Annotated in this window: 16 protein-coding genes; 5 read left to right on the forward strand and 11 right to left on the reverse strand. The window is 69.2% G+C overall.

Translation table 11 applies throughout. The features are described 5' to 3' along the window. Positions 1 to 67 precede the first annotated feature (67 nt). Positions 68 to 1,258 (forward strand): MarP family serine protease, encoded by a 1,191-nt coding sequence (locus ABZ297_RS00580; protein WP_355337128.1) that lies wholly within the window; start codon positions 68 to 70, stop codon positions 1,256 to 1,258. On the opposite strand, the gene ABZ297_RS00585 is transcribed toward ABZ297_RS00580, so the two are convergent. From ABZ297_RS00585 to nhaA, 4 genes are read right to left on the reverse strand one after another with little or no spacing between them, the layout of a single operon-like run. Further along, complete coding sequence (locus ABZ297_RS00585; RefSeq protein WP_355337130.1) at positions 1,255 to 1,695, reverse strand: DUF309 domain-containing protein; 441 nt, start codon at positions 1,693 to 1,695, stop codon at positions 1,255 to 1,257. The two genes, ABZ297_RS00580 and ABZ297_RS00585, sit on opposite strands and share 4 nt — an antisense overlap. Then, entirely contained in the window at positions 1,692 to 2,606 is a 915-nt protein-coding gene (locus ABZ297_RS00590) for an alpha/beta hydrolase (protein WP_355337132.1), read from the reverse strand. Before ABZ297_RS00590 ends, ABZ297_RS00585 begins: the two co-directional genes overlap by 4 nt. Further along, on the reverse strand, positions 2,596 to 3,042 hold the full coding sequence (locus ABZ297_RS00595) for a phage holin family protein (RefSeq protein WP_355337134.1): 447 nt from the start codon (positions 3,040 to 3,042) through the stop codon (positions 2,596 to 2,598). Before ABZ297_RS00595 ends, ABZ297_RS00590 begins: the two co-directional genes overlap by 11 nt. Before the next feature lie 31 nt (positions 3,043 to 3,073). Continuing rightward, positions 3,074 to 4,300: a Na+/H+ antiporter NhaA gene (nhaA, locus tag ABZ297_RS00600; protein WP_355337136.1), complete on the reverse strand. Its 1,227-nt coding sequence runs from the start codon at positions 4,298 to 4,300 to the stop codon at positions 3,074 to 3,076. A 107-nt stretch (positions 4,301 to 4,407) separates the two neighbouring features. On the opposite strand from nhaA, the gene ABZ297_RS00605 reads away from it, so the two are divergent. Further along, positions 4,408 to 5,280, forward strand: a complete 873-nt coding sequence (locus ABZ297_RS00605; protein ID WP_355337138.1) for a GNAT family N-acetyltransferase — start codon at positions 4,408 to 4,410, stop codon at positions 5,278 to 5,280. Positions 5,281 to 5,320: 40 nt separating this feature from the next. Here the strand turns inward: ABZ297_RS00605 and acs are convergent, their stop codons facing one another. After that, on the reverse strand, positions 5,321 to 7,294 hold the full coding sequence (acs, locus tag ABZ297_RS00610) for an acetate--CoA ligase (RefSeq protein ID WP_355337140.1): 1,974 nt from the start codon (positions 7,292 to 7,294) through the stop codon (positions 5,321 to 5,323). A gap of 1,041 nt (positions 7,295 to 8,335) precedes the next feature. Between acs and ABZ297_RS00615 the strand changes: the two genes are divergently transcribed. Then, positions 8,336 to 9,121: an oxidoreductase gene (locus tag ABZ297_RS00615; RefSeq protein ID WP_355337142.1), complete on the forward strand. Its 786-nt coding sequence runs from the start codon at positions 8,336 to 8,338 to the stop codon at positions 9,119 to 9,121. A gap of 1,441 nt (positions 9,122 to 10,562) precedes the next feature. Continuing rightward, positions 10,563 to 10,769 (forward strand): hypothetical protein, encoded by a 207-nt coding sequence (locus ABZ297_RS00620; protein ID WP_355337144.1) that lies wholly within the window; start codon positions 10,563 to 10,565, stop codon positions 10,767 to 10,769. A gap of 580 nt (positions 10,770 to 11,349) precedes the next feature. Here ABZ297_RS00620 and ABZ297_RS00625 read toward each other — a convergent pair. The 3 genes from ABZ297_RS00625 to ABZ297_RS00635 form a co-directional block, all read right to left on the reverse strand. Next, complete coding sequence (locus ABZ297_RS00625) at positions 11,350 to 12,639, reverse strand: DUF6596 domain-containing protein (protein WP_355337146.1); 1,290 nt, start codon at positions 12,637 to 12,639, stop codon at positions 11,350 to 11,352. A 64-nt stretch (positions 12,640 to 12,703) separates the two neighbouring features. Further along, positions 12,704 to 12,988, reverse strand: coding sequence for a hypothetical protein (locus ABZ297_RS00630; protein WP_355337148.1), 285 nt, complete (start codon positions 12,986 to 12,988; stop codon positions 12,704 to 12,706). A 49-nt stretch (positions 12,989 to 13,037) separates the two neighbouring features. Next, positions 13,038 to 13,436, reverse strand: coding sequence for a VOC family protein (locus ABZ297_RS00635; protein ID WP_355337150.1), 399 nt, complete (start codon positions 13,434 to 13,436; stop codon positions 13,038 to 13,040). A 332-nt stretch (positions 13,437 to 13,768) separates the two neighbouring features. Between ABZ297_RS00635 and ABZ297_RS00640 the strand changes: the two genes are divergently transcribed. Further along, positions 13,769 to 14,617, forward strand: a complete 849-nt coding sequence (locus tag ABZ297_RS00640; protein WP_355337152.1) for a class I SAM-dependent methyltransferase — start codon at positions 13,769 to 13,771, stop codon at positions 14,615 to 14,617. A 24-nt stretch (positions 14,618 to 14,641) separates the two neighbouring features. On the opposite strand, the gene ABZ297_RS00645 is transcribed toward ABZ297_RS00640, so the two are convergent. The 3 genes from ABZ297_RS00645 to ABZ297_RS00655 form a co-directional block, all read right to left on the reverse strand. Continuing rightward, positions 14,642 to 15,019 (reverse strand): Rv3654c family TadE-like protein, encoded by a 378-nt coding sequence (locus tag ABZ297_RS00645; protein WP_355337154.1) that lies wholly within the window; start codon positions 15,017 to 15,019, stop codon positions 14,642 to 14,644. Positions 15,020 to 15,382: 363 nt separating this feature from the next. Beyond that, a complete protein-coding gene (locus ABZ297_RS00650) occupies positions 15,383 to 15,781 on the reverse strand; it encodes a TadE family type IV pilus minor pilin (protein WP_355337156.1) in 399 nt (132 codons plus the stop codon). Positions 15,782 to 15,950: 169 nt separating this feature from the next. Then, positions 15,951 to 16,217, reverse strand: a complete 267-nt coding sequence (locus ABZ297_RS00655) for a DUF4244 domain-containing protein (protein WP_355337158.1) — start codon at positions 16,215 to 16,217, stop codon at positions 15,951 to 15,953. Positions 16,218 to 16,248: the final 31 nt, after the last annotated feature.

Raw genomic sequence — 16,248 nt, forward strand, 5'->3', positions numbered from 1 at the left:
CCACGTGGTGACGCCGTACTGGCGCAAGACGTGCACACTTGACCCTCTTGCTGGTTACCTTTGAAACGTGCGCGGTGATCTGCTTGACCTCATATTGATCGGCCTCGTGATCGCCTTCGGCGTCTCGGGTTACCGGCAGGGCTTCATCATCGGGGTCATGAGTTTCGTCGGATTCGTCGGCGGAGCCGTGCTCGGCGTCTTCATCGCGCCCCCCATCTCCAAGGCCGTCGTCGACGGCGACACCCCGCAGGCGCTGCTCGCCATCGTGATCGTCTTCCTGGCCGCCACGATCGGGCAGTTCGCGTCCTCCACGATCGGCGCCGTCGTGCGCAGCCACGTCACCTGGGAGCCCGCCAAGGTGGCCGACGCGGTCGGCGGCACGTTCGCCAGCGCGCTGTCGGTGCTCGTGATCGCCTGGCTGATCGGGTCGCTGGTCGTCTCGACGTCCTTCCCGCCGCTGGTCGAGCAGGTCAAGGGCTCCTTGTTGCTGACCACCGTCGACGAGGCGGTCCCGCAGTCGGCACGGAACTGGCAGCAGCCGTTCAAGAAGTTCATCGACCGCTCGGAGTTCCCGCCCGTCTTCGACGCCATCGGCGCCGGGGAGCTCGTGGACGTGCCGCCCGCGCCGCGCGGCATCCTGCAGGGCGCCCGGCTCAAACGGGCGCAGAAGGCCATCGTCAAGGTGCAGGGCAACGCCGAGAGCTGCAACAAGCACATCGAGGGCACCGGCTTCGTCTACGCGGAAGACCGGATCATGACCAACGCGCACGTGGTCGCGGGAGTCACCCGCGACCTGCAGGTCATCGACCTCGACAACAACCGTCACGCCGCCACCGTCGTGCGCTACAACCCCGAGCGCGACATCGCCATCCTGTACGTCCCGGGCCTCGGCCTGCCCCAGCTCACCTTCGACAACACCGCGGAGAAGGGCGACAACGCGATCATCGCCGGGTTCCCCAAGGGGCAGGGCTTCACCCCCGAGCCGGCCCGCATCCGCAGCGAGCTCAAGGCTGAGGGGCCCGACATCTACCGCAGCTCCAACGTCACCCGGCAGGTCTACGCGATCCGCGGCAAGGTGCTGCCCGGCAACTCGGGCGGCCCGCTGCTCACCGTCGACGGGCGGGTCTACGGCGTGATCTTCGCCGCCGCGGTCAGTCAGGAGGAGACCGGGTACGTGCTGACCGCCGACGAGGTCAGGCCCGACGCCGACCAGGGCCGGACCGACACCACCCCGGCCAGCACCCAGGCGTGCGACTAGCCCGGCAGCGCGTCCAGGATCAGCGTGATCGCCTGCTCGGGGTCGCTGTCGGCGGCCAGCCCCGAGGCCGCCCTGCCCACCGGGCCGTACGGGCCGTCGCCCGGCACGCGGGCCGCGCCCCGGCCGAACAGGGTCAGCGCGCCGCGTCCGTTGCCGCGTTGCAGGTGGGTGAGGCCGACACAGATCTGCGCGAGGCCCTGCCACAGCTCGCGCTCCTCGTCGGGCGCGCACTTCCAGCGGCCCTCGAACACCTCGTGCGCGTTGAACGGCAGCCCCTCGCTCAGGAACCGCCGCGCGTCGGCCAGCGCCCGCTCCGAGGTGGGCGCGTAGTCGTCGGGAACCCGCGGCACGCCCTGCGCGCCATGGGGGAGCGGCCTGCCGTACGCGTCGCGCGGCCTGGCGCTGCGCGGGCGGCCCTCGGGATCGCGGTCTCTCATCGGTCAGGCTCCGGATCCGACAGCCAGCCCAGCAACTCCGCGTCGAACTCGACGGGCGTCTCCTCGTGCGGGAAGTGCCCGGCCCCCTCGAACAGCCGCCACCGGTACGGCGCGGCGACGTACCTGCCGGACCCCTGCGCGGTGCGCGGCAGGATCCAGGGGTCGAGCGCGCCGTGCAGCTGCAGCGTGGGCACCTCGATCTCGGTGCGCATGGTCCGGGCGTAACGCAGGCCGTCGGGCCGGAACTGGGAGCGGCCGAACCAGCGGTGGTACTCCAGCGCGGAGTGGGCCACGGCCGGGATCATGAACGCCTCCCGGTACGTCCGCGCCGTCTCCTGGTCGGGCCACGCCGGGCCCGACCACTCGTCCAGCAGCCTGCCCACCATCGCGCCGCCGTCGCGGACCAGTCTGCGCTCGGGCAGGATCGGCAGCTGGAAGCCGAACCCGTGACCGCTCGCCCTGAGCTGGCCGAACGTCAGCAGCGAGCTGCGCAGCCGCAGCGGATGCGGGGCCGACACGGTGACCAGCCGTGTCACGCACTTGCTGTCGAGGACCGCCATCGTCCAGGCGAGCAGCCCGCCCCAGTCGTGGCCGACCACCACCGCCCCGGTCTCGCCCAGCGCGCGGATCAGGCCCGTCGCGTCGCCCGCCAGCGTCGGCAGGTCGTAGCCGCGCGGCGGTTTGTCGCTGCCGCCGTACCCGCGCAGGTCCACCGCGACCGCGCGGTAGCCCGCGGCGGCCAGCGACTCCAGCTGGCGCCGCCAGCACCACCAGAACTGCGGGAACCCGTGCAGCAGCAGCACCAGCGGGCCCTGGCCCACCTCGACCACGTGGAAGCGGGTGCCGCCCGCGTGCACCGCGCGGTGCCGCCAGGGGCCCTCGATCTGGACGACCGTCTCGTCAGGTGCCATCGCGGCTCACCGGCTCCCGATGCGCCCCCAGCTCGCCCGCCGTCGGCCGGTCGCCCTCAGGCGTGGCGATCTCCTTGAGGCCCTTGAGCGACCTCGCCGTACGCTTCATCCCTGCCAGCCCCTTCAGCCTGCGGACCCCGACGAACACCAGCAGCCCGGCCGCCAGCAGGTAGAAGACGGTCACGATGAGGAAGGCTGCCCAGTTCGGCAGCCACTGGGCCAGCGCGTAGGCGATCGTGAACGAGGCCAGGATCAGGCACAGGTGCGCCATGAACGCGGCGGCGGCGAACAGGCCGCCCGCCGTGCCGACCCGCTTGGCGTCGAACCTGAACTCGGCCTTGGCCAGCTCGATCTCCGAGCGGACCAGGGTCGAGATGTGGTCGCTCGCCTGGGCGACGAGCGAGCCCAGGGATTCTTCCTCGGGAGTCTGCGGCATGAACGTCTCCTATCGGGGCCTGGTGGCCCTGTCAAACATCATCCTGCGCAATGCGACGCTTGCGTACCCGTATGTGCAGGAGTACCGCTGCCAAGACCGACGCGACCAGGCTCGCCGCGAGGATCCCTACCGTGATGGCCTCGACGCGCTCCTGATCGGCGCTGTAGGCCAGGTTGCCGATCAACAGTGACACCGTGAACCCGATCCCGGCCAGCAGCGACACCGCCGCCATGTCCCGCCAGTGCAGCTCCTCCGAGAGCCTGGCCAGGCCCAGCCGCACCGACAGCCAGGCGCCGCCGAACACGCCGAGGAACTTGCCGAGCACGAGCCCCGTCACCACTCCCAGAACTACCCGATCAGAGAAGATAGCGCCGAGGCTGGACCCGTCCAGCTTCACCCCTGCGGAAAGGAACGCGAACACCGGCACCGCCAGGCCCGCCGAGACCGGCCTGAGGTGGTGGTCCGCGGCCTCCGAAGGGGAGCGCCGCTCCTCGCCCGCGGGCCGGACCCTGGTGAGCAGGCCGAGCGCCACGCCCGCCACCGTGGCGTGCACGCCGCTCAGCTCCACCAGGTACCAGGCGCCCACCGCGAGCGGCAGCAGCAGCCACAGCGCGGTGACGTGCCTGCGCTGCAGGTAGCCGTACGCCCCGATGAGGACCGCGCCGCCCAGCAGGGCCGCGACGTCGAGGTGCTCGGTGTAGAAGAGGGCGATGATCGTGATCGCGCCGAGGTCGTCCACCACCGCGCAGGTCAGCAGGAACGCGCGCAGCGCGGCGGGCATCGCGCTGGCGGTCACGGCCAGCACGGCGAGGGCGAAGGCGATGTCGGTGGCCGTCGGGATCGCCCACCCGCGCCCCGCGTCCTGCGCGCCCCACGACACCAGGACGTAGACGACCGCGGGGACGACCATGCCCGACAGGGAGGCGACGATGGGCAGCGCGGCCTTGCGCAGGTGCGCCAGCTCGCCGTGGACGAACTCCTCCTTGACCTCCAGCCCCGCCACGAAGAAGAAGATCGTCAGCAGGCCGTTCTGGGCCCATCTGAACAGCTCCATGTCCAGGTGCAGCCACTCCGGGCCGATCCTGGTCTCGCGCAGCGCGGTGTAACCGGCGAGGTCGACGTTGGCCCAGACGAGGGCGGCTCCCGTGGCGGCCAGCATGACGACGCCGCCGATCGTCTCGGTCCGCAGGGCTTCTGCCAGCGTGGCGGCGTAGCGGGCGGTAGGCCGGAAAGGCCACATTTCAGTGGCTCTGCGCAACAATGCTCCCTAGGTGGCTGACGGAGGGAAACGCCTCCCCTCCCGCCGACCCGACTTCCCGGCACACCAGCCCCAACTCTACCCAAACCGCCCTCATGGAGCTGTCCTTGTCGATCCACATCACCCCGCTGACCGACCCTGCCCGGAGCGCGTCCAGCCACCGCGTGGCCTGGCTCGCGTCCGGCCCTGACGGCGCTCCCGCTGGAGCGGCCTTCCTGCGCCTGTTCACCGCCGAGGGCCAGGTCCACCTGGCCGAGCTGACGCTGAACGTGCACCCGGCCGAGCGGCGCAGCGGCGTCGGCTCCGAGTTGCTGGCGCGGGCGGTGGAGCGGGCCAGGCAGGAGGGGCGGCGGTCCGTGCTCGCCGAGGCGGAGGTCGGCACGCCTGGCGACCGGTTCCTGGCGGCCAGCGGGTTCAGGAAGGTGCTCGGCCTGACGTTCGCCAGGCTCGACCTGGCGCAGGCCGACGTCGACGCGGTCGCCGACGAGCCGCACCCCGGCTACCGGCTGCACTCCTGGGACGGCACCGTGCCGGACGAGCTGGCCGGCACCTTCACCGCGTCCCGCCGGGCCATGGACGACATGCCGATGGACGACACCGACTACGGCGTCGTGGTCTGGGACGTCGAACGGGTCAGGGCCGCCGCCAAGGCCGTCGAGGATCGTGGCGAACTGCTCCACACGGTGGTCGCCATCGACGAGTCCGACGGCTCGATCGCCGGGTTCACCGAGCTGGTCGTCCCCGGCGACGGCAAGGGCGACGGCCAGCACTACGGCACGGGCGTGCTGCCGGAGCACCGCGGCCACGGGCTGGCCAGGTGGATGAAGGCCGCGCTCATCCGGCAGACCCGCGAGCGCCACCCGGACCTGGGCGGGCTGCTGGCAGACACCGCCGACGGCAACACCCACATGCGGGCCGTCAACGACTCGCTCGGCTACCTGCCCACCCACCGGACGGTCCAGTACCAGCTGGACCTGTAGCCGCACGCCCCCAGGGGACATGCGGCCACATCGGCCGCGGTCAGTCCTCCGACTTGGCGTTGGGGAGCTTCTCCGAGATCAGGTTCATCACCGTGCTGTCGGCCAGCGTGGTGACGTCGCCGATGCTGCGGTTCTCCGCGACGTCACGGAGGAGACGCCGCATGATCTTGCCGGAGCGGGTCTTCGGCAGCTCGGGGACCACCAGGATCTGACGCGGCTTGGCGATCGGCCCGAGCGTCTTGGCGACGTGAGTGCGCAGCTCGGAGCCGATGTCCTCGCTCTCTTCCGCGCTGCCGCGCAGGATGACGAACGACACGATGGCCTGGCCCGTCACCGGGTCGGTGGCGCCCACGACCGCGGCCTCGGCGACCTTGGGGTGGCTGACCAGCGCGCTCTCCACCTCGGTGGTGGAGATGTTGTGGCCCGAGACGAGCATGACGTCGTCGACGCGGCCGAGCAGCCACAGGTCGCCGTCCTCGTCCCTCTTGGCGCCGTCGCCGGGGAAGTACATGCCCTCGAAGCGCGACCAGTACGTGTCGATGTAACGCTGGTCGTCGCCCCAGATCGTCCGCAGCATGGACGGCCACGGCTCGCGCACGACCAGGAAGCCGCCGCCTCCGTCGGGGACGCTGTTGCCCAGGTCGTCGACCACGTCGGCGCTGATGCCCGGCAGGGGACGCATGGCCGCGCCCGGCTTGGCCGAGGTGACGCCGGGCAGCGGGCTGATCATGATGGCGCCGGTCTCGGTCTGCCACCAGGTGTCGACCACGGGGCAGCGGTTCTGGCCGATGTGCTCGCGGTACCAGACGTACGCCTCGGGGTTGATGGGCTCACCCACGGAGCCGAGGACGCGCAGGCTGGACATGTCGTACTTGGCGGGGATGTCGTCGCCCCACTTCATGAACGTCCGGATCGCCGTCGGAGCGGTGTACAGGATCGTGATCTTGTACTTCTGCACGATCTCCCAGAACCGGCCCCGGTGCGGGGTGTCGGGAGTGCCCTCGTAGATCACGCTCGTCGCGCCGTTGGCCAGCGGGCCGTACACGATGTACGAGTGCCCGGTCACCCAGCCGATGTCGGCCGTGCACCAGTAGATGTCGGACTCCGGCTTCAGGTCGAAGACCGCGTGGTGCGTCCAGGCCGTCTGGGTCAGGTAGCCGCCGGTCGTGTGCAGGATGCCCTTCGGCCTGCCGGTGGTGCCGCTGGTGTAGAGGATGTACAGCGGGTCCTCGGCGTCGTGCGGCACCGGGGTGTGCTGGTCGCTCTGACGGTCGACCAGGTCGTGCCACCAGATGTCCTTGTCACCGGCGGCCATGTCCTGGCCGGTACGACGGACGACCAGAACATGCTCCACCTGCGGGCACTCGGCGACCGCCTCGTCCACCGTCGGCTTCAGCGCCGACGGAGCCCCGCGCCGGTACCCTCCGTCGGCCGTGATGACCAGCTTGGCGTCGGCGTCGTCGATCCGGCTCTTCAACGCGCTGGCCGAGAACCCGCCGAACACCACCGAGTGAATCGCCCCGATACGAGCACAGGCGAGCATCGCGATCGGCAGCTCCGGGATCATCGGCATGTAGATCGCCACCCGGTCGCCCTTGCTCACCCCCAGCTCCTGCAGGGCGTTGGCGGCCTTGCTGACCTCCCGCTGCAGGTCGGCGTAGGTCAAGGTACGCGTGTCGCCCTCGGGCTCGCCCTCCCAGTGGTAGGCGACCTTGTCGCCACGTCCCGCCTCGACGTGCCGGTCGACACAGTTGTAGGCGACGTTGAGCTCGCCCCCCACGAACCACTTGGCGAACGGGGCGTTCCACTCCAACGTGGTGTCCCACCGCTTGGCCCAGGTCAGACGGTCGGCAGCACGCTCCCAGAATGCGAGCCGGTCAGCCGCCGCCTCGTCGTAGGCGGCGGCGGTCACGTTCGCGGCCGCTGCCAGATCGGCCGGTGGTGCGAACCGGCGGTTCTCCTGCAGCAGGTTGGACAGCGCCTGGGTTTCGGTGCCAGGGGTCTCCGGGGCCACTTCGTGCTCCTTCTATGGCCAGGTTGGATAGGTCGTGTCCCACTTCACCAGGTCACGGTGTCCGCACACAAGAGGTCTAGACAGGTCTGTACCGTGGGTGTTCGCGGGGCTCCGCTTATCAGATCGCATGACAACCGCTATTGAATTGTTGTCATCCTGAAATCTGAAAAATGTGGAACGGGCCAATTGGGGCCCTTGCGAGCCCGCCTGGCGCCGCAATATGGGCCCCCCTCACATCTGGGCCCACCCCGCGCCGTCGCTCCCTTTTCCCGCGCCTGCCGACCGTCCCGTCCCACGTGCCGCCGACCGCCAGGCGACCGCTCTCCGTGACCTACGCCGCGCGTCCCCGAGCATCTGACGCTCGTGAGTCGGTCGGACTGGCTACCCCCAGGTGACCGCTGTGGGTGACCAGAGTCACTCGCGCGCGAACGCCCGCGCGTCCCAAGTACTCACGCAAATCGCGCCACACCCCCACATCCGACCGCACGTCCCGCCCCCGTACCTCCAAACCCGCCACACGACCGCACCCTCACGAGGCCGCACCTGCGCACCCCACACGACAGAACCTCCAACCCCACGACCGCGCCTTGGCGCTCTCGCCCCTCCACGCGACCGCATGCCCACGCAACTGCACCCCCACCCCCACATCACCGCACTCATCGAGCCAAGCCACTCCCTTCTGCCTCCGCCGTTCCGAGCCTGCTCGCGAGCCGATCTACCGCCGTCCGCCGCTGTCGCTGCCGCCGTCCGCTGCCGCTGTCCGCTGTCGTGCGGTCCGGCCTCTCGTGAACTGGACATCCCACCCACCTGGACATCAGCACGCCGATCCACGTCCTGGCCCCCGGACAGGCGGGCAGACCAACGCCCGCACCGCGCGAAGACCAGGGCCGGCGCTCGGCACCATGAGAGGTGCCGCCTCACCAACCAGGGCCGGCGCTCGGCACCGTGAGAGGTACCGCCTCACCAGCAGCACCAACAGACCAACAGCCGGGAATCGCCCACCTCGAACGCGGAGACGACCTCCACCGCAGGTAGAGTCGAATGTTTGTGAGTGACCCATTGGCCGTCCTCGGGCAACTTCCCGGCGTCCCCGAGGCGGTGGAAGAGGCGCGGCAGGCCGTCGACAGGCTGTACCGCCACCGCGTCCTGCGTCGCGCCAGCCCCGCGGTTTCCACCGAGTCGTCGCTGCGTGGCGCGCGCGCCTCGGCGTCCCTTGAGGGAGTGGACGTCTCCCTCGACGCCCTGCGCCGGGACGAAGTCCACGATCCACTCGTTCAGGGAGCTTTGCGGGTATCTGCCGAGATGGGACGCCTGGGCGCAACCTGGCGCAAGGCCCCTCGCCAGGTGCTCGCCCGGCTGCACACCGTCGCCGCCGCCGGACTGGCTGATCAGGCGGACGTCGGACGTCCCCGGTCCGGCGATGCGACTGCCGACCCGCTCGACCTGGGGCCCGCTCCCGGCGCCGCCGAGGCCGCCGCCCGAATGGAGAACCTGCTCGACCTGCTGGGAAGCCCGACGAAGGCCCCGGCGATCGTGCTGGCCGCCATCGTCCATGCCGAGCTCGCCGTGCTCCGCCCGTTCGGGACGGCCGACGGGATCGTCGCCCGCTCGGCAGAACGGCTCACCCTGGTCGAGTACGGGCTGGACCCCAAGTCGCTGGCTGTCGTCGAGGTAGGACATCTGGAACTTCCGTACGCCGACGCACTCCGCGCCTATCTGACTGGAACGCCCGAAGGGGTCGCGGAGTGGATACGACACTGCGCTGCGGCGGTAAGCCTCGGCGTCCGCGAGACCACCGCGATCTGCGAAGCACTCCAACGCGGCTGACAGAAAGCCGACGGCCAGCCGCCTGCCCACACGACTCAACGCCGTACTACCAACCCCAGCACGACTCAACGCCGTACAACCAACCCCAGGACGCCCGCTGGACGGTGCTTCCAGCGCTACGTGCATCGGGTCGCCCCCAGTGCGACCAGCGCAGCTCAAGAAGAGCTACGGCACTCAAGGTGACCTGGCCGGCTATCGCCGACCTGGGCGGCTTCAGGGGACCCGTTGGGGTCACGTTCCTTCGCCAAACCCGCCGTACCGCTGATCCGCGACGTGGAAGCACCGCTCGGCATGCAACGCCTCCGCCAAGCCGACGCACCTCAACGCCGCCCGAACGCCCCGGCCCATCCCCACCGGCCACCAACCGCCGACCATCCACCCGGCTCATCTCTCTCCCCCCGGCCATCCCGCGCTCATCTGGCACGGCTGATCCGCCACGGGCTCATCCGCCCCTGGCGGATCTGCCGTGGGGGCATCCGCCACCGGCCATCGGCCCTTGTCCGTCACCGGCCGTCTCTGGCTCATCCGCCCCCGGTGCACCTGCCGTGGCGGCATCCGCCACCGGCCATCGGCCTTCATCCGTCATCAGCCGTCTCTGGCTTATGCGCCCCTGGCTCATCCGTCACAGGTTCGTCCGCCGCGGGGCTCATCGCCACGGGCTCGTCGGCCACCTGCCACCGGCTCACCTGCCACCCGCCACCTGTCACTCGCCACCGGCCGTCCACGATGCGGGCCATCCAGGACTGGGCCGTCCACCGCCAGCGTCACTCCGTCGATCTGCCTCTGGGGAGGCGTGCCGTCAACGCCTTCGCAACACACGAAGGCATCCTGGACACCAGCGACCTATGTAGCTCAAGGCCAGGTGCGCCCACGATGGCAACCCGGGCGACCCCAGGGATCTGTACAGCTCAAGGGGGCCTGCAGCTGTGACGGCGAGTGCCTGCATCTGTGAAGGCGATCTGGGCGGCGGCCAAGGAGAGCTGGCTGGTCAAGGCAGCTCGGACAGCTGCGGCGACCACGGGCTAAAGATCACTTAGAAGCCCGACATGGCCAGAGTTGACCTCGCGGTGACTTTTTGGTGGCTTCGCGAGCTCCGCTGGGCCTGAGTGGCCCATGCGCCTCAGGGGGCTTCGACGGCCTGGCCTGGGGTTTCGGACATAGCTGACGGCGTCTCGTGTGAGACGCCGTCTGCCGGTGCGTCACACCGGGTTACCAAGCGTGCACCTCTATTCGTCGGACCGGGTCAAGCCCGTCTCGACGCGCCTCCCGCGGCTGGTCGCGCGTGGGTGCCCGGCTGACGCACCCGGACAAGTCGTCCGTAACCCCTTTGTACGTCGGATCCACCCTGATGGGAACCCCTGATAGCAAGACCTTTACCCGGGTCCGGCGATCGGGCCGGGGCATATCGTCACGCCTCGGCCGTCGGCTCGGTTATCAATCCGTGACGATCACGCAGAGTGATCGGCTTTATGTGATCGTTATCGGTGCAGCGAAAAAAATTGGCGAAAATGCGAGATTGCTCCTCGACGAAACTCGAGTTGATCGGGCAGCATACGGGGGTATCACCAGAAACTGGAGTGACTGTGCATGGCATCGCTTTGCAACTCCCTTGCCAGGATCTGGTGAAGTGATGAAAGCTTTCTTCTGAAACGGGACCGGCTCTACCCCCCCGGAGCCGGACCGATCAGGCGACCCCCGCTCTCCCCCCCGGCGGGGGTCGCCGCTTTTCCGTCTCACGCCCACCACCATCCGCCAGGCGGACCCGCCGTCGAGGTCTCCGGCCGGAAAGCTGGACCCGCGCGTTGTCCGGCCCCAAGCGGGCTCCGCCCGTTGCGCCGCCCACCGCCCGCTGCTCGCGTCCGCCACCGCCCGCCGCTGCCCGCTGCCCGCTGCCCGCTGCTCGCGTCCGCCGTCGCCCGCCGCCGTCGGCTGCGCCGCACGACCGCCCGTCGGCAGTGCCGCACGGCCGTCCGTCGGCAGTGCCGCACGACCGCGCAGCCGGCCGCCCGCCGGCCGCCAGAGGCCAGCGCTCTGCGGGCGGCATGGTGACGCCCAGATCTGACGACCGCGCTCGTCGCAGGCAGCTTCCGAAGGCGAACCGCGATCACGCGGCGTGTCCTGTCGCCTGATGAGCGCCTGGTGCTGGCAGCGGTGAGCGCTGGTGCGTCCCACTGCTCATGAGCTGCGTCAGTCCGCCGACCGCTGGATCGGTTCGGGAGGTCGGAGCGTCAGCTCCAGTTCAGTCGTTCCTCCAGCAGCGCCTGCTGGGCCGGGTTGGCGGTCAGCTCCAGCGCCCGCTCATCGGCCTGCCGGGCCTCCTTGAGGCGTCCCACGTCACGCAGCAGTTCGGCACGGGTGGCGTAGAACAGCGGGTACCGCTCGAGCGCCTGGCTCAACTCCTTCAGCTCGGCCAACGCTGCCTCCGCCCCATGGACGTACCGAAGCGCGATCGCCCGGTGCAGACGGGGGACCGGGGATGGTGACAGGTGCAGCAGCATGTCGTACAAGACCACGATCTGCTGCCAGTCGGTGTCGGCGAACCGCTTCGCCTCGGCGTGACAGGCGACGATCGCGGCCTGCACCTGGTACGGACCAGGTCGCCGGTAGGTGCGCGCCGTCCGTGTCAGCAATGCGGTCGCATCATCGATGGCGGCGTGGTCCCACAACGTACGGTCCTGGTCGGCCAGCAGCACCAGATGGCCGTCGGCGTCGAAGCGGGCCGCGCCGCGCGCTCGGTGCAGCCGGATCAACGCCAGCAGGCCGGCCACCTCGGGCTCCTTGGGCATCAGGGTGGCCAGCAACGCGGCCAGCCACTCGGAGTCCTCGACCAGGTTGCGGGCCTGCGCACGCTCGGCCGTGCTGGACAGGTAGCCCTCGTTGAACAGCAGGTAGATGACCACCAGTACCTGCCCCAGCCGCTCGGGAAGGGCTTCATCGGACGGAATCCGGTACGGGATGCCGGCTTCGGCGATCTTCCGCTTGGCGCGGGTCAGCCGCTGCGCCACGGTCGATTCAGGCACCACGAACGCTGCGGCGACCTGCCCGCTGCTCAACCCGCACACCACCCGCAAGGTCAGCGCGATCTGCGCAGCGCGCGACAGTGCCGGATGGCAGCATGTGAAGATCAGCCGCAGCCGGTCATCCGGCGCCGGAGGGGCCGACCAGGTCAGCTGGGCCAGCTTGGCCCGGTAGTTCGACTCCCGCCGCAGCACGTCCAGCCCCCGCCGCCGGGCCACAGTGAACAACCAGGCATCCGGCCGGTCCGGCACGCCCTCGACCGGCCAGCGTCGCAGCGCCGTCTCGACCGCGTCCTGCACCAGGTCCTCGGCGGCGGAGAAGTCTCCCAGCAGCGTCACCAGGGACGCGGCCAGTAGGCCCGCGTGCTCGCGCACCACGCCGGCCAGCGTCTCCCGGCTTACTTGTTCGCCCTTGAGGTTGGTCGTGAGGCGGGGCGGATCTTCGTGGTCGGGTGGGCGGGCCGTGTCGGCCGGGGTCTCCCGGCTCACTTGCTCGCCCATGGGATCGGTCATGAGACGGGACGGATCTCAACGATCGGGCAGGCGGGCCACGAGCGGGCCAGCATCAGCGCCTCGTCAAGGTCTGCCACCTCGACCTCGGCGAAACCGCTGACCACCTCCTTGCCCTCCACGAACGTCCGTCGGTGATGACCGGTTCCCCGCCGCCTTGAAGCCGCACCGTGGTCGCGGTGTGGACCGGGGCCAGGTGCGCGTGATGGGTGATCTTGTCGGCGTTCGCGGCGAACCAGCGGCCCACCGCCTCATACGCCGCATCCCGCTCCAGCTCGCCCATCGCCTCCAGTTCCTTGGCGAATTCCTCCGTCTCGGCGAACATCAGCACGTACTTCATGCCTGGCCTCCTCCTTGATGGCGTGTGCGCGGTCGAAAGCCGACTGATGTCAGCTTGCCGGGAGCGCGGCGTACAGGTCGACGCCGTTGCCGGCCGGGTCCAGCACTGTGGCGTAACGCATGCCCCAGAACGCGTCGAAAGGCGCTTTGAGCCCGCGATAGCCGGCCTCGACCAGCTCCGTGTACTTGGCGCTCACCTCGTCCGGGACGGGGAACTCAAAGCACAGCAGGGTGCGCGGCCCGCCGGTCGGGGCGGTCCATCCGGGCAGGAACGGCGTGCGGAACGGCTCGGTGTCCAGCATCAGGTGCAGCCCACCGGGCAGGTCGCACCCGGCGTGCTCGGGCATGTTGGGGTCGAGCTTGAAATCCAGCCCCAGCCGGGCGTAGAAGGCGATCGTCGCGTCCATGTCGGACACCACGATGTCGATCGTGTTCATCGTCGGATTCATGACCCGCTCCATCTCTGAATCTGTTGCTACTTCCGTCGGCCGGCGTCCGCCGAGTCTGGCCCCCGGGTGATCCCTGCCCACTCGACGAGCTCCACGCGGGGACAGGCCCGCCGTTGGCCCTCACCAGTAAGACGATCCGCGGATCCGCCGATACGACACCTCCGGCAAGGATGTGTGATCCGACTCCTGGCCGGTTGGTCAGGCGGGAGTGTCAGCTGATCGACGGCCAGTTCGCTGGGAAGGGCGTTCTCACACGCGCTCGACTGCCTATCGCCGGGTCCGCCGGTACTGCCACCGTGCGGTGGGCGCTTTTGGATCTACACTTCGAGGGTGTGACTGCATCCCAGCGCGGTGGCCGCTTCTACGACGTGCCCGAGGCGCGGCAGCAGTATCTCCGTCGCCGGCACAGTGGGGTGACGAGCCCGAATCACGTGATGGAGGAGCCGGCGCTGCTGGAGGCGTTGGGTCCTTGCGTCGGTTTGAGAGTTCTTGATCTTGGTTGCGGTGATGCCGCGATCGGCAGGATCCTGCTGGACGGTGGCTGCCGTGGCTATCTGGGGCTGGATGGGTCGGTTGCCATGGTCGAAGAGGCCAGGGCGATGCTGCGGGGGACCTCTGGTCGGGTCGAACGCATGGACATGGAGGAGTTCGCCGTCGCGCGGAACTCCTTCTGCCGGGAGGCATCGCCCGCTGCGCCTGGCTCGTTGGACACAGAGGTGATCTTCAGCGCGTCCGGCTCGTTCGATCCAAAGATGATCTTTGCTGCGTCGGGTGCGTTCGACCTGGTCGTTTCTCGTCTGGCTCTGCACTATGTGGATGACGTCGAGGCGGTGCTCGCGGCCTGCCATGCCTGTCTCGCGCCGGGTGGGCGAGTGGTGTTCACGGTCGTTCACCCCGTCTTGACCTCGCACGACGCCGGGACGCAGGCCGCACGTACCAACTGGGTTGTCGATGACTACTTCGTCCAAGGGCCGCGACAGCGGAACTGGCTCGGCGGGACTGTCACCTGGTTCCACCGGACGATCGAGGACTACGTGCGTGTGCTGCGGAACACTGGTTTCAGCCTCACTTCCCTTCGTGAGTGTGCTCCCCGGGAGGACCGGTTCAACGGAGACCAGGCCGAGCTGGAACGACGTCGTCGGGTGCCGCTCTTCCTGCTGGTGGCCGGAGCGCGCACCTGACGGACCTGGTGGGACCGGATCCATCTACTCGCCGGCCCCGGATGGGCTTGACTGCGACGGGCCTGCGCGCGATCTCCCCGTGAGGGTTCGGGTGCCCACCGCTGGCAGCGTGATCGGTAGCGAGGTCTGCACGTCGGCGATTTCATTACTGATCGTGCACCGCACCAGCTTGACGCCGTTCCTTGCGGCCAGATCTGCTGCTCTGAGACAAGCGCCGTCCGGGTCGATGACAGCGAGCCTGGCTGCCGCCAAGGCGCTCAGGTCGGCGGCGTCGTTTACCCGATGGCGGGCGACACGAACTGATCCGACCGTGGTGAAGGCCATGGCGACTGCCATCAAGAGCCCCATGAGCGCCACGCCCCAGAGCGTCGCGGAACCGCGATCTCCGCGCTGAGCAGGCATGTTCCTCCGATCCCGTGGGGTGAGTGGCTGGATTCGGTTCTCGTCATGTGAGCCGGGACTTTCTCGCTTGATGGGCTGAGGCCGGGCTTTGCGTGCCGGGCCGAGGCCGGCTCTCGCGAGACTGGCCGAAGGCACCCGATCCCGTTAGAGGTCACTGTCGTGCTGCACTCGGTCACGCGGTCTGCTCAGGTTGGGGCGCTGTCGTGCTGTGCCCTGTCAGGGGCTGATGCTCGGTCACCGTCGGGGTGTTGTTGAGGAGGCCGGCGGGCCGGGCCTGATCGCAGTCTGTGGATCCAGGCTGCGATCAGACTGGACTGGAGTTGATCTGATTGGCCCTTGAAACATCACTTCGGTGAGGTCTCATCACTGAGGTGCTGAGGTGTCATTCTCCGTAGCGGCGGTGGCGGAGGCTGTAACCCGTACGGCAGGGAGAGAGGCTCCCCACGCTGGGCGGACGTCCAGAGAGATTTCGACTGTGGTGCTGTCTGGGGTTCGGCTCACGTCTACATGCGCTTCCGGGCGGGTGGCGGAGTGGACCAGGGCGCGTACCTGGTCTAGTGGCTCACCTCTGGCTGCGGCTCGTGCCGCTGTGCGGGCCGCGTCGACGCATTCGAGTTGCGCCCCGACGGCCTGGATCGCCCACAGCGCTGCGGCTAGGACGATCATGAGTGCGGGCAGCACCGCGGCGGTTTCCGCTGTTATCGAACCTCGTGATGGCGACTGCTTCGTGGTTTTGGCGGGTGTTGTCGGGCTTGGGCTCATCGGAGGGCGTCGCTGGGTGGTGACCCGGCTGGTTCGGATTCGGCAGGTCGAGGCCCGGCTCGAAGTTCGGCCGGTTCAGGGGCGGCGGGTTGGCGTTTGGCCGGCCGAGGTTCGGCAGATCGACGTTCAGAGGGTGGATGTCCGGTTATCGATGGCATGGGGTGTCGGCTCATCCGGTGGTCTTGAGGGCTTGGTCGATGAGCTTTGTGAGCATCTCCGAGACTTCTGGGCTGCTGACGACCTTGAAGAGCAGCGCTGCGAACGCGCAGGCGGCGATCGTGCCGACTGCGTACTCGGCTGTGGACATGCCGCGGTCGCGAAGTGGCCCTGCGATGAGAGCTCGTCTCGTCGACCACCAGTGGCGGGCCTGTGGAGCTGCCACTATGGCGGCTGGCGTGGTTTCCGTGGGGGTGCCTTCGGTTACGGAATCGCGCATCGTTCCTCCAGAGGGTGTGGCCGGCTATGCC

It is taken from the genome of Nonomuraea sp. NPDC005983, from assembly GCF_040614375.1.
Lineage (GTDB): Bacteria > Actinomycetota > Actinomycetes > Streptosporangiales > Streptosporangiaceae > Nonomuraea.